This is a genomic window from Tranquillimonas alkanivorans, assembly GCF_900115595.1.
In the GTDB taxonomy this organism is placed as follows: domain Bacteria; phylum Pseudomonadota; class Alphaproteobacteria; order Rhodobacterales; family Rhodobacteraceae; genus Tranquillimonas; species Tranquillimonas alkanivorans.
The window spans coordinates 138,469-151,785 of sequence record NZ_FOXA01000007.1 but is presented as its reverse complement, the minus strand read 5'-3'; the positions used below and the strand labels follow the sequence as shown (position 1 = coordinate 151,785).

At 71.1% G+C, this 13,317-nt stretch carries 10 protein-coding genes and 2 tRNA genes; 6 read left to right on the top strand and 6 right to left on the bottom strand.

Annotation, left to right across the window (positions count from 1 at the left end; genetic code table 11):
• Positions 1-34: 34 nt before the first annotated feature.
• From BM162_RS10680 to BM162_RS10665, 4 genes are all read right to left on the bottom strand, one after another.
• The gene (locus BM162_RS10680; RefSeq protein WP_093421498.1) at positions 35-1,207 is read right to left on the bottom strand and encodes a hypothetical protein; all 1,173 of its coding nucleotides are present in this window, start codon (positions 1,205-1,207) and stop codon (positions 35-37) included.
• On the bottom strand, positions 1,204-1,962 hold the full coding sequence (locus BM162_RS10675) for a TerC family protein (RefSeq protein WP_093421495.1): 759 nt from the start codon (positions 1,960-1,962) through the stop codon (positions 1,204-1,206). Before BM162_RS10675 ends, BM162_RS10680 begins: the two co-directional genes overlap by 4 nt.
• An 87-nt stretch (positions 1,963-2,049) precedes the next feature.
• Positions 2,050-2,250, bottom strand: coding sequence for a DUF1737 domain-containing protein (locus tag BM162_RS10670; protein ID WP_177215130.1), 201 nt, complete (start codon positions 2,248-2,250; stop codon positions 2,050-2,052).
• A gap of 104 nt (positions 2,251-2,354) precedes the next feature.
• Positions 2,355-2,438, bottom strand: a tRNA-Tyr gene (locus BM162_RS10665).
• 133 nt (positions 2,439-2,571) lie between these two features.
• On the opposite strand from BM162_RS10665, the gene rlmB reads away from it, so the two are divergent.
• Both rlmB and BM162_RS10655 read left to right on the top strand, forming a co-directional pair.
• Positions 2,572-3,351: a 23S rRNA (guanosine(2251)-2'-O)-methyltransferase RlmB gene (gene rlmB / locus BM162_RS10660; protein ID WP_093421490.1), complete on the top strand. Its 780-nt coding sequence runs from the start codon at positions 2,572-2,574 to the stop codon at positions 3,349-3,351.
• A gap of 204 nt (positions 3,352-3,555) precedes the next feature.
• Positions 3,556-3,975 (top strand): CoA-binding protein, encoded by a 420-nt coding sequence (locus BM162_RS10655; protein WP_093421486.1) that lies wholly within the window; start codon positions 3,556-3,558, stop codon positions 3,973-3,975.
• A 10-nt stretch (positions 3,976-3,985) separates the two neighbouring features.
• On the opposite strand, the gene BM162_RS22775 is transcribed toward BM162_RS10655, so the two are convergent.
• Complete coding sequence (locus BM162_RS22775) at positions 3,986-7,099, bottom strand: hypothetical protein (protein ID WP_093421484.1); 3,114 nt, start codon at positions 7,097-7,099, stop codon at positions 3,986-3,988.
• Between the two features lie 141 nt (positions 7,100-7,240).
• On the opposite strand from BM162_RS22775, the gene BM162_RS10645 reads away from it, so the two are divergent.
• Entirely contained in the window at positions 7,241-7,921 is a 681-nt protein-coding gene (locus BM162_RS10645; protein WP_093421482.1) for an SIMPL domain-containing protein, read from the top strand.
• A gap of 67 nt (positions 7,922-7,988) precedes the next feature.
• Positions 7,989-8,073: transfer RNA gene (locus tag BM162_RS10640), tRNA-Leu, on the top strand.
• A gap of 156 nt (positions 8,074-8,229) precedes the next feature.
• Here the strand turns inward: BM162_RS10640 and BM162_RS10635 are convergent.
• Positions 8,230-8,694, bottom strand: a complete 465-nt coding sequence (locus tag BM162_RS10635) for an Lrp/AsnC family transcriptional regulator (protein WP_093421652.1) — start codon at positions 8,692-8,694, stop codon at positions 8,230-8,232.
• A 104-nt stretch (positions 8,695-8,798) separates the two neighbouring features.
• Between BM162_RS10635 and putA the strand changes: the two genes are divergently transcribed.
• Positions 8,799-12,185, top strand: coding sequence for a bifunctional proline dehydrogenase/L-glutamate gamma-semialdehyde dehydrogenase PutA (gene putA / locus BM162_RS10630; RefSeq protein ID WP_093421481.1), 3,387 nt, complete (start codon positions 8,799-8,801; stop codon positions 12,183-12,185).
• Positions 12,186-12,217: 32 nt separating this feature from the next.
• On the top strand, positions 12,218-12,952 hold the full coding sequence (locus BM162_RS10625) for a rhomboid family intramembrane serine protease (protein WP_093421479.1): 735 nt from the start codon (positions 12,218-12,220) through the stop codon (positions 12,950-12,952).
• The last annotated feature ends 365 nt before the right edge of the window (positions 12,953-13,317 follow it).

The following is a 13,317-nucleotide window of genomic DNA, read 5'->3' as shown; positions in this document are numbered from 1 at the left end:
TGGTAACGCCCGTGCGGCACCGGTAAAGCGTGTCCTACACCTCCTCGTCCACCTGCGTGACGTGCCGGAAATAGCCGTAGGGTTCAAACGACGCGCCGAGCGCGCCGATCGCCACGCTGAGCGAGGCGGTGAAGGCGGCCATGTGCGGGCGCAGGCCAGGCAGCTCGCCGGCCCCGACCCAGCCGGCCAGTAGCGCGTCGCCGAACAGCCCCGCCCCCATGGCGAAGGCCACGGCGAAGACGCTCAGGTAGGTCACGCACATCCCCAACGCCACGGCGACGACGGTGCTGACATTGCTGACGGCCCGCTGTTCGCGCAGCGGCCCCCGGCGCGGGGCCAGCAGGCGCTGCGCCCGCAAGAGGTAGACGCTGGTGGCCGTCAGCGCGAGAAGCGACAGCACCACCACCGCGGGAAGGCCCAGGTTCGCCGCCACCTCCCACGACTCCGCGGTCATCATCAGCACGGCGAGCGCCGAGGCGGCGGCGGTGGTCAGGCGGCTCAGCCGCAGCGGAAAGCTCCACGGCCGCATCCGGAAGATCGCGCCGGGCAGAGCGGTGCGGTTGCGCCAGAGCGAGCGGGCGTAGAAGGCCACCGGCCCCGCGCCCGCACCCTCCATCTCTTCCACCCGCAGGTCGGCGACCTCTTCCAGCCGCCGTCCGAGCACCGGCAGGGCCGCTTCGGTGAAGCGGTTGCGGCCGTCCAGGTCGCCGGGCACGTCGATGGGCGCCATCAGGTCGCCGGCGGCGTCCGGCGACAGGCCGTTCAGCCGCCCGAAGAGGTGCAGCGCCAACGCCGTCAGCCGGCGGGCAAGCGCGTTGTCCTCGGCATCGGTGCGGGTGAGGAAGGCGGTGGACAGGATCGCCGTCTCGAACACGCTCGACGTCACGCCCAGGGCCTGCGGGTGGACATGGCTGGCCAGTTCGCTTTCGGTGACGACCAGTACGAAGTCCCAGCCGCCCGCGTCCCGCTCGACCTCGGCCGCGTCGAGCAGGCGCACCGGTTCCACCGTGCCGCCGCCCGAGTCGTCGGAGCGGGTCACGGTGCTCACGTGCCAGTCGAAGGCCGGCAGGCAACCCGACAGCATCCCGGCCATCGCGTCCGCCGCCGCCGGAACCGCCTGGCGCAGCCGCTCGCTCGCCCCGGCTTCGATCAGCCACGCAACCTCGACCTTCGGGCCCGTGGGCCGTGCGGTGCCGTCGGCGCTCATCGTTCAGCGTGCGGGCGCGGCTCCCCGCGCCTGCGTCGCGCGCGGCGGCCCAGAATGTTGAGCACCTCGACCAGCGCCGAGAAGGCCATCGCCGCATAGATGTAGCCCTTCGGCACGTGCACCCCGAAGCCGTCGGCGATCAGAGTCGTGCCGATCATCAGAAGAAAGCCGAGCGCGAGCATCACGATGGTGGGGTTGTCGGCGATGAAGTTGGCCAGCGGGTCCGCGGCCAGCAACATCACACCCACGGTGACAAGCACCGCGACGACCATGATCGGGACGTGGTCGGTCATGCCCACGGCCGTGATGATGCTGTCGACCGAGAAGACGAGGTCCAGCAGCAGGATTTGCAGGATCGCGGCCGAGAACCCGATGCTGCGCCCGCCCTCGAACATGTCGGGGCCGGGGTCGGGATCCACGTTGTGGTGGATCTCCTTCGTGGCCTTCCAGACCAGGAACAACCCGCCCGCGATCAGGATCAGGTCGCGCCAGGAAAAGCCGTGGCCGAAGGCGGTGAAGACCGGGTCGGTCAGTTGCACGATGATCGCGACCGTGCCCAGAAGCCCCAGCCGCAGGATCAGCGCCCCGCCGATGCCCATGCGGCGCGCGCGGGCGCGTTGGTCCTCGGGCAGCTTGTTGGTGAGGATCGAGATGAAGATCAGGTTGTCGATGCCCAGCACGATTTCCATCGCGATGAGCGTCACCAGAGCGGCCCATGCGGCGGGGTCGCTCAGAAGGGCGAGGATATAGTCCATGCGGTCTCCACCGTCGTTGCAGCCGCGGCTCGTCCGGCCGTTGCGGCAACGTGCCCGAAGAGGAAGACGTTCCTGACCCGCCGTTCCTCAGGCGCTTTGGTATTTCACCATCGGCTGCATCAGAACGAGCAGATTGTCGTTCATCCCGACATTCATCGAGCCATGGGGCTGCCACCCGGCGGCCAGGTATTCCTCGACCTGTTTCGACAGCCGGTCGCGCAGGGCGGCGGTATCCGCATCCTCGCGATAGAGCGCCGACAGAACGGTGTAGCGTTTGATCCTGGCCATGCAGTTCCTCCCTCGACATGACTCCGCCGCGGGCCGGAACGCGGAAACCGGACACGCGGCGCCTTGCGCGGGTCCTACCATCATTCTGATTTACAGGAGGTGAATGGTGGGCGACCCAGGAATCGAACCTGGCATGGGTCTCCCCGGCGGATTTACAGTCCGCTGCCGCACCTTGCAGCACGTCGCCCTAGCGCCGGCGCTCCGTCCGGCGTGGGGTGGGGGATACTCGGGCGGTGCGGAGGCGTCAACCGCAAAATCCCTTGCGTGCGCCACGTCAGCATCGCATGGGTGCACCCTCAGCAAGCGTGGGGCGAGAGAGCCATGAAGAAGCCGAAATGGGTGATCGAGAAAGAGCGCGGGCGCCGTGCGGCGGCGGCCGAAACCGTGTGGCTGTTCGGCCTGCACGCGGTGCGCGACGCGCTCGAGAACCCGGCGCGCGAAAAGCTGCGGCTGGTGCTGACCAAGAACGCCGCCGACAGGCTGGGCGAGGCGGTGACCGGATCGGGTATCGCGCCCGAGATCGCCGATCCGCGCAAGTTTCCCGCCCCGCTCGACCCGGGCTCGGTGCACCAGGGCGCGGCGCTCGAGGTCAAGCCGCTGGACTGGGGCTCGGTCGAGGAGCGCTGTGCCACGGGCGGGCAGGGGCGGCCGGTGGTCGTCGCGCTCGACCGGGTGACCGATCCGCACAACGTCGGCGCCATCCTGCGCTCGGCCGAGGTCTTCGGCGCCCGCGCCGTGATCGCCCCCGCCCGCCACTCCGCACCTGAGACCGGCGCGCTGGCCAAGACGGCGTCGGGTGCGCTCGAGCGGCAGCCGTACCTGCGGGTGACGAACCTCGCCTCCGCGCTCGAGCGGCTGCGCGACATGGGCTACGTGCTGCTGGGCTTAGCCGGCGAGGCCGAGGCGACGCTGGGTGAGGCGCTGGCCGACACCGGTGACCGCCCGGTGGCGCTGGTGCTGGGGGCCGAGGGGCCGGGCCTGCGCGAAAAGACGCGCGACACCTGCGACCGGCTGGTGAAGATCCCCTTCGCCGGCCCGTTCGGGTCGCTCAACGTGTCGAACGCGGCGGCGGTCTCGCTCTACGCGGCGCGGCAGGCGTAACCCCGCCGGCGATGCGCCGCTGCCACAGGCAAGTAGAATTTTATCTTCACAGATACATTACCGCCCCTTTCACCCAAGGGCAGCGTCCCTAACTATGGGTCATGATCGTGGGGGCGGAACACCCTGCGTTTCACTTCACTGTCCCTCGTTCCGACACTGCGCCCGGAGTTTGCTTCGGGCGCTTTTTTGTCCGAAACTCGGGGCATGACCCACTCCGATGATTTGCTGCGCGACGTGCTGGGCCGGGTGAAGACCATCGCCTGCATCGGCGCCTCGCCCAATCCCGCGCGCCCGTCGCACTATGTCTCGCAATACCTGCGGCAGAAGGGCTACCGCGTGATCCCGGTCAACCCGGGCCACGGCGGCAAGCACCTGTTCGGCGAGGTCGTCGTGCCCGACATCGCCTCGCTGCCCGACGGGGTGGACATGATCGACGTCTTCCGCCGCTCGGACGCGGTGGCCGAGGTCGTCGGCGCGGCGATTGAACGGTTTCCCGACCTTGACGTGCTGTGGACTCAGATTGGCGTGCGCGACGACGCGGCGGCGGCGCGGGCGGAGGCGGCCGGCGTCACCGTCATCCAGGACCGCTGCCCGAAGATCGAGTATGCCCGCCTGATCGGCTGAGCCGCCCCGGTCAGCCCTGCGGCATGCTCAGCGTCACGTCGCGGCCGTTCTTGATGTAGCGAATTTCGGACTCGCCAATCGCCGCGATGCGCCCGCCGTCGACGCTGTCGCCGACCTTGACCTTCACGAACCGGCCCGAGGGCAGGCGGACCAGCGCGCGGCGATCCGCGTCCGAGCCGTAGACCCCCACGAGGTTCAGCCGCCGCAGGTTCAGCTCGTCCGACAGCGTCGCCCGGCGCGCCACCTCGGGCGCAGTGGGTCGGCTCGGGGTGACCACCGAGCTGGCCGCCGCCACCTGGACTGGCGCGACCCGCTCCTCGAAATCCTCGGGCCGGCTGGCGGGGCGAAGCGAACGAGCGACGGCATAGGGCGACGCCTCGGCACTCTCCTCCTCGGCCTCGGCGCCCTCGACCGCCTCTTCGTCGGTGCGGGCGAACAACGACGCCGCGCTCGACGCGCGGGCGGCCTCGACCGCGCGTGCCACCGCGTCGTCGCGCGCCACGTCCTCCACGACACCAGACACCGCCTCGGCAACCTCGGGCAGGTCATCGGCCTGCGATGCCGTATCCTCTGCTGTCGCGGGGCGCGGCCGCGGGCGGATCGCGGGCGTCCCGGTCGTGGGCTGAAGTTCCTCCGGAATGCCGGCCACGACCGCCGGCCGTTCCGGCGTTTGCGGGGGCGTGATCGGCGGCGCGCCTGCGGTTACGAGGACGCCCGCGGGCGACAGCGCGCCGTCTGGCGTCGCCACCACGCGCCCGTCCTCGCCCATCTCGAAGGTGGTGCCGGCGGGGGCGGGCGGCAACGGCGCCTCGAGCGACGCGGCGGCCTCTGCCGGCGGGGCGGAAAGCGGCGTTAGGTCGGACAGCTCCACCTCCGGATCGACGGAGGCGAGGTAGACGTCGTTGGGGGCCCCGCCCGGCGGGGCGGCGGGCTCTTCCGGCGAGAGCTGCCAGATGCCGGTCGCCGCATAGCGGGTGACCGCCTGTTGCGGTGTCAGCGGGCCGGGTGCGGCGTTGGCGAGTGCGATGTCCGGCTGAGCGTCAGAGGACGCCATGTCCACCGATGCGCCGGTCCCGGCGTTGGCGGAGGCCGTCTCGACCGGTGTTGCGGACGCGGTGGACGTGCTGTCGGTCGCCGCCTCCGTGGGTGCGGCGTCTCGCTCGGGGACATCCGCGCCATCCGCCTGGCCTCGGGCAGCGCTCTCCACCGCCTGCTCCTCCGGGGCAGCGCTTGTGGTATCGACAGGCGCGGTGGGGCCAATCCCTGCCGGTGTCGGCTCAGGGGCAGAGGCCACATCTCGCGCCGCCCGCGCATCCGGCAGGTCGGGCTGCGCCGCTTCCTCCATCAGGACCACCGCCCGGTCCTCGGGCGCGAGGGCCGAGCTGTCGAGCGCCACCATCTCGCCCGCCGGCGACCCGCCCAGCACGTTCCACGCACCATAGGCCGCGCCTGCGGCCACCACGGCGGCGAGTCCCGCGGCAAGGACGATGCGCCGTCCGCCCCGCCGCTCCGGCCGGCTCCGCGCGCCGAAGACGGTCAGCGCCTCTTCCTCGTCCAGCGTGTGCCCGGCGGCCATGCGCGCGGTCAGCCGGTCCCGCGCCTCGGGCGCCAGCGCCTCGCCGTCCGCCCCGCGCGCCGGGGCAAGGCTCGCTGCCGCAGGACCGGTCGGGGGCAGAACGGGCTCCATGTTCGCCGGCCGCAGCGACGGGCCGAGCTTTGGCCGGGCGTGCTCCTTCGCCTTCGCCGTGTCCTCGGCGACGGGAAAGCGCGGGCCGATCAAGCCGGGCGCGCCCAGCTTCGGGCCAAGCGTGCGCGACGATGGGCCGGAGGCTTCGCCCGCTCCTCGTGAACTCTCTTCGTCGCCGGCTGCGACGGCTGCTCCGTCGTCCAGAGCGGAAGGGCGAGGTGCCTTGTCGGCCCGTGACGTGTGACGGTCGCCAGTCGGCTTGGCGGAGCGATCCTGCGGAGCGTGGGCCGCGTCGGTGTCGTCGGTGACGCCCATGTCGCCCCGCAGGGGCTTCCGCCCGGACACATCCGGTGCAAGAGCTGCAAGACCCGGCGAGGGTTCGGAGCCCGCCAAGGTCGGAGCGCCCTTGGCGTCCCCTTCTTCCAGGGCGCGCGTCTCTTGCTTCCGCTCATCCGGAACGGTTCGGTCGTCATGACCCGGTCCACGGCTATCGGAGCGAGCGGCATCCGCGCCCTCCGAGGCCGTCGCACCCTCGGTCTGCACTCGATCCGCCGGCTCCTCCGCAGGGGCGTCGTCCTCGACGCTCTCCTGCGTCCCGTTCGGTTCACCCGCGCGCGCCGTCTCGGCGTACGCGCCGGTAGAAGCTGTCGCCCCGGCCTCGGCCGGAGGTGCGGAAACGGTCGGCGCGGGACTCGCCCCTATGTCCTTCGAGCCCGGCTGTCCCGGCTCGGCATCCGCCGCCGCCTCGATCGGAGGCCCGAAGACGGCCGTTGCCGCACTTGTCCGGGCGGCTTCCGAATCCGCCTGTCCCGGCTCATGGGCCGCCACCGTCGCCCCGGCCTCTACCGGTTTCTCGGGAACAGCCTGCGCGAGCTCCTCGCCGCGGTCCTCCGCCTCCGGAGGCTCCACCGCCTGACCGCGCTCCGCGCCGGCCGCCGTCGCCTCAACCGCGTCCCCCAATCCCCCGACCGGCCCGAAGTCCGGCTGCCCCGGGAACGCGCCGGCCTCGGGGCGGGCGGTGAAGCGGACGGGGTTGAAGCCGTTCTGCGCCGCGAAGGCCTGCGCCTCGTCCAGGGTCTGGCGGGCCACGGCGGCGACCTGCGCGGCGTCCTTGTCCGCGCACCAGTCGAAGACCAGTTCGTCCAGCGTGTAGGGGGTGCGCCCCTCGAGCCCCGCGCGCACGGCCTGCCGGCGCGCGGTGTCGTCGCCGCCGGGAACGTGCAGGGTGCAATACAGGATCTCGGAGTTCGGGATTACCAGCTCGGTGCGTAGCGGCCCGTCCGACAGCGCCTCTGCGTCGCGCCGCAGCAGGTCCACCCGCGCCTCGAACTCCGGATCGTCGAGCCGCGCCTCTCCGAGGAACGGCGCCCCCTCGGCGGCGAGGTGGTGCAGGCGGATGCCGTCGAGCGACAGTTCGAGAGCGAAGTTCGGCTTCATGTCAACGGCCTAATCTGTGGCGCAGGACCAGCGTCCCGAGTATGACTGGCCTACAACTACAACAGCTTCACGCCAAAGAAAACGGCGGAGGCGGCGGTCCGGCGGCAGGGTGTCGCCGGCGCGGGCTTCGGGAGAATTACGATGAGCAGGCTGATTTTCGTGCTGGCGCTGGTCTGGGCGGGCGTCGCGGCGGCGCAGACGCCCGAGGGGCGGCTGACGGTGACCGGGCAGGGCAGCGTGACGCACGCGCCCGACATGGCGACGATCAACCTCGGCGTCGCGGCCGAGGCCCCGAGTGCGGCCGAGGCGGTCGAGGAGACCTCGGTCGCCACCTCCCGCGTGCTGTCGCGGCTGGTCGAGGCCGGCGTCGCGGCCAGCGACATCCAGACCGACCAGCTGCTCCTTCACCCCGTCTATGCCGATCGCGCGGTCGACGGCCCCGCTCGCACGCCCGAGATCGAGCGGTTCCGCGCGGTCAACCGGCTGTCGGTGCGGGTGCTCGACCTTCAGTCGCTGGGCGGCGTGCTCGACGCCGTGGTGACCGACGGCGCGAACGTCTTCGACGGCCTGCGCTTCGGTCTGCAGGAGCCGCAGCCGGCAGAGGATGCCGCCCGCGTCGCCGCCGTCGAGGACGCGATGCGCAAGGCCCGTATCATCGCCGGCGCGGCGGAGCAGGAGCTGGGCACCATCGTCTCGATCACCGAGAACGGGGGAGGCGGCCAGCCGGGCCCCGTGATGATGGAAATGGCCCGCTCCGTCCCCGTCGCCGAGGGCGAGATCGACGTGAGCGCTCAGGTCACCGTGGTCTTCGCGCTGGAGTGAGAGCCGCGCACGGGCGAGTTGTCGGCGCGATCTCGGTGGGGTAGAACGCGGCCCCGGAAGGCCGGTCGCGGGCGTGGTGGAACGGTAGACACAAGCGACTTAAAATCGCTAGGGCATCGCCCGTGCGGGTTCGAGTCCCGCCGCCCGCACCACCGAAAGATCGGCCCATACCATGCCTCGGACCGGCTGCTTGTCAGGCCGCCCGGCAAGCGGCCCCGGACACGCGCTGCTCGCGGAGCCGCACCAGCGACCGGAGCCGGGACGCCAGCCGCCTCCGCCCTTCCGGTGAAAGAAGGCGCCGCCCCCGATCACAGCGCCGCATCGACCACCGCCTGCATCGCCACGTAGGTCGAGGTCTGGCTGACATGCGGCAGCGCCGAGATGCGTTCGCCCAGCACCTCGCGGTAATCCGTCATCGATCCGGTGCGCACCTTCAGCAGGTAGTCGAAGTCACCCGCGATCATGTGGCACTGCTCGACCTCGGGCACCTGCCGAACGGCGTTGTTGAACGCGGCCAGCGCCGCCTCGCGCGTGTCGGTCAGCTTCACCTCGACGAAGGCCACGTGCTCGCGCCCCACGCGCACGGGATCGATCAGGGCGCGGTAGCCCATGATGATGCCGTCAGCCTCCAGCCGCTTGAGCCGCGCCTGCGTGGGCGACTTCGACAACCCGATCTTCTCGGCCAGCGCGGTGACGCTGATCCGGCCGTTTTTCGAAAGCTCGCGCAGGATCGCGCGGTCGAAGCCGTCGAGCCCGCTGTCGTTCAATTGCATCGTCAAAGCCCCTTCATTCAGAACGTTCGCCTGTCTGGCGCGAAAGATCGGGCCGATCGTCGCGCCGCTTCGCGCTACATTAGATTATCATACCGGAGGAGACCATGCCGCGCGACACCGTCACCCCCCCGCTCGCCCGCCTGTCCGTCGATACCTATCCCGACCAGGACGCCATCCTGCGTGATCTGGTGGCCGAGGCGGACCTTGCGCCCGACGCCCGCGCCCGCACCACCGCGCGCGGGGCCGAGCTGGTTCGCCGCATCCGCGCCTCGGCCCGGCCGGGGCTGATGGAGATGTTCCTGGCCGAGTACGGCCTGTCGACCGAGGAAGGCATCGCCCTGATGTGCCTGGCCGAGGCGCTGCTGCGCGTGCCGGATTCCGAGACCATCGACGCGCTGATCGAGGACAAGATCGCGCCGTCCGACTGGGGCAAGCACCTCGGTCACTCGTCGTCGTCGCTCGTCAACGCCTCGACCTGGGCGCTGATGCTGACGGGCCGCGTGCTCGAGGACGAGAAGCCGGGCGTCGTCGGCCACCTGCGCGGCGCAGTGCGCCGTCTGGGCGAGCCGGTGATCCGTACCGCCGTCGGCCGCGCCATGCGCGAGATGGGCCGCCAGTTCGTGCTGGGCGAAACCATGAGCGCCGCGATGGAGCGGGGCCGGAAGATGGAGGCCAAGGGCTACACCTATTCCTACGACATGCTGGGCGAAGCCGCCCGCACCGACCGCGACGCGCAGCGCTATCACAAGGCCTATGCCGACGCGATCGACACCATGTCGAAGGCCGCGACCCACGGCGACATCGCCAAGAACCCCGGCATCTCGGTCAAGTTCTCGGCGCTCCACCCCCGTTACGAGGTCGCGCAGGGCGATCGGATCATGGAGGAACTCGTCCCCCGCGTCCGCACGCTGGCCCGGCAGGCGGCGAAGCTGGGCATCGGCCTGAACGTCGATGCCGAGGAGGCCGACCGCCTGACCCTGTCCCTCGCCGTCATCGAAGAGGTGCTGTCGGACACCGAGCTTCACGGCTGGGATGGTTTCGGCGTGGTGGTGCAGGCGTACGGCCCCCGCGCGGGCGCGACGCTCGACTGGCTTTACGCCTTGGCGGAAAAGCTCGACCGCCGGATCATGGTGCGGCTGGTAAAGGGCGCGTACTGGGACACCGAGATCAAGCACGCCCAGACGCTGGGGATGGGAAGCTTCCCGGTCTTCACCTCGAAGGCCGCGACCGACGTGAGCTACATCGCGAACGCCCGCAAGCTCCTGGGCATGACCGACCGCATCTATCCGCAGTTCGCCACCCACAACGCCCACACCGTCGCCGCCATCCTCGAGATGGCCGAGGACCGCAGCGTTTTCGAGTTCCAGCGCCTGCACGGCATGGGCGAACGGCTGCACGACATCGTGCTGGCCGAGGAAAAGACCCGCTGCCGCATCTACGCCCCCGTCGGCGCGCACCGGGACCTGCTGGCCTATCTCGTCCGGCGTCTCCTGGAGAACGGCGCGAATTCGTCCTTCGTAAACCAGATCGTGGACGAGGAAGTGCCGCCTGAAACGGTCGCCGCCGACCCGTTCGACATGGTGGGCCGCGCGCCGCAGATCCCGCCGGGCACCGACCTGTTCCTGCCCGAGCGCCCGAACTCCCGCGGCTGGGACCTGGCTAACGCCACGCATCTGGCGGAGATCGAGGCCGCCCGCCTGCCCTTCCGCGATACCCGCTTCACCGCCGCGCCGCTGCTCGCGGGCGAGCCTGCGGCGAGGGAGCCGCAACCGCTGCCCAACCCCGCCGATCCGGGCGACACGGTGGGCGAGGTGCGCTGGTCCACGCCCGCCGACGTGGACACCGCGCTCGCCGCCGCGCAGCCGTGGGACGCCGCGCCCGAGGAGCGCGCGCGGGTGTTGAACGGCGTGGCCGACCTTTACGAGGAACACCACGGCGAAATCTTCGCCATCGTCGCCCGCGAGGCCGGCAAGTCGCTACCCGACGCAGTGGGCGAACTGCGCGAGGCGGTGGATTTCCTGCGCTACTACGCCGCCCGCATCGCCGAGCTCGACGCGCCGCCGCTGGGCCGCGTCACCTGCATCTCGCCTTGGAACTTCCCGCTGGCGATCTTCACCGGCCAGATCGCCGCCGCGCTGGCCGCCGGCAACGCCGTGCTGGCCAAGCCCGCCGAGCAGACGCCGCTCATCGCCGACCTCGCCGTGCGCCTGATGCACGAGGCGGGCGTGCCGCGCACCGCCATCCAGCTTCTGCCCGGCGGGGGCGAGATCGGCGCGGCGCTGACCTCGGACGCGCGGGTGGACGGCGTGACCTTCACCGGCTCAACCGAAACCGCGCTGAAGATCCGCAAGGCGATGGCCGAGAACCTCGCCCCCGGCGCGCCGCTGACGGCGGAAACAGGCGGGCTGAACGCGATGATCGTGGACAGCACGGCGCTGGCCGAACAGGCGGTGGCGGACGTCCTGACCTCGGCCTTCCAGTCCGCCGGCCAGCGCTGCTCGGCGCTGCGCTGCCTCTACGTGCAGGCCGACGTCGCGCCGATGTTCAAGGAGATGCTCTTTGGCGCGATGGAGGAGTTGCGCCTGGGCGATCCTTGGTCGCTGGCGACCGACGTGGGCCCGCTGATCGACGGCGAGGCGCATGCCGCGATCAAGGGCTACGTGGACAAGGCGCGGTCGGAGGGCCGCGTGCTGAAGGAGCTGAACGCCACCGCCGGCGGCCATTTCCTCGGCCCCGTGGTCATCGGCGTGAGCGGAATCGAGGCCATAGAGAAAGAGGTCTTCGGCCCGGTCCTCCACCTTGCCACCTTCGAGGCCGACGAACTGGACGCCGTGATCGACGCGGTGAACGCGCGCGGCTTCGGGCTGACCTTCGGGCTGCACACCCGCATCGACAGCCGCGTGCAGCACGTGGTCGAGCGGGTTCATGCCGGCAACCTCTACGTCAACCGCAACCAGATCGGCGCGATCGTCGGATCGCAGCCCTTCGGCGGCGAGGGGTTGTCGGGCACCGGGCCCAAGGCGGGCGGTCCGATGTACGTGCGCAAGATGACGCGGGCCGAGGGGGCAGAGAAGTCGCAATCGCAACAGTTGCAGGTGCAACCGTCCGGCGGCCCCCGCGACCTGCCGGGGCCCACGGGCGAGTCGAACCGCTACTCGACCTTCCCCCGCGCGCCCTTCGTCTGCCTCGGCCCCGACGCCCGCGCGCAGGCGAAGGCGGTCGAGGCGCTCGGCGGTCGGGCGGTCGTGGCCGAGGACATGGCGCCCGACGAACTGACCAAGCGGGACGGCATCGCAGGCGCGCTCTGGTGGGGCGACGCGGCGACGGCGCGGGACTACGCGCAGGCGCTGGCCCGGCGTGAGGGCGCGATCCTGCCGCTTCTCACGGGGCAGCCGCGCCCCTGCGACGTGCTGCTCGAGCGCCACGTCTGCGTGGACACCACCGCCTCGGGCGGGAACGCGCAGCTTCTGGCCGAGGCGGCATCGGCTTGACCTGACCGGGGACATGGGCGAGCGTCGCGCCCATGTTCCCGATCCGCGATCACAACCCGTCGGAGGGCACGCCCTTCGTCACCTACGCGCTGATCGCGGTGAACGTCCTGGTGTTCCTCGCCACCGTGCCGCTGATGGCGGACGAGCGGGTGTTGCAGGCCTTCTACTTCCAGTGGGCGCTGGTCCCGGCGATTTCGGACCCGGTGACCTTCGTCACCTCGCAGTTCCTGCACGGCGGGCTGCTGCACCTGGCCGGCAACATGCTGTTTTTGTGGATCTTCGGCGACAACCTGGAAGAGGAGATGGGCCATCTGCGCTTCCTCCTCTTCTACCTTGCCTCGGGCGTGGGGGCGGCGCTGGCGCAGGTGTTGCCGGATCCGACCTCGACCATCCCGATGGTCGGCGCCTCGGGCGCCATCGCCGGGGTGATGGGCGGCTATCTTCTGATGTTCCCCCGCGCGCGGGTGGACGTGTTGATCATCCTGATCGTGTTCTTCCGCGTCATCCCGATCCCGGCCTGGCTGGTGCTGGGCTTCTGGTTCGCGATCCGGGTCTTTTCCGGCGCGGCCACGCCAGCCGGAATGGGTGGCGTGGCCTACTGGGCGCATGCCGGGGGCTTTGTCGTGGGCCTGGCGCTGACCCTGCCGGTCTGGCAGCGGCGCGGCGGTCCGGCCTACTGGACCCGCACCCACGGCCACCCGCCGCACCCCGAGGCCCGTTACCGCATACGCCGGACACCGATCCCTCGGACTGGACGGCGGCGGTGAGGCGCGGGGAGGTGTCGACTGCTCATCAGGGGCTTGCGCGACACGTTTAAGGCTCATCCGCCCGGGCCCGCGGCCCGGGCAGCGCCCGACCGCCCCCATGGGCGGGCGCTTCGCGCCCCCCCCCCCGCGGCCGGGCGATGCCCTATTGTTGGTGAGCTGCGGTGGGACCGGGGAGTGGTCCGGGCCGTCCCGGCGCGCAGCGTCGACATGCTCACTCTGGCTGCGACCAGTCCACTGCGGCAAGGATGGAAGACATCCAGCGCTGTTCTCGAAGCCACCCGCCCGGGCCACCGGCCCGGGCAGCGCCCGACCGCCCCCAGGGGCGGGCGCATCGCTCCCGCCCTCGGTCGGGCGATGCCCTGTCG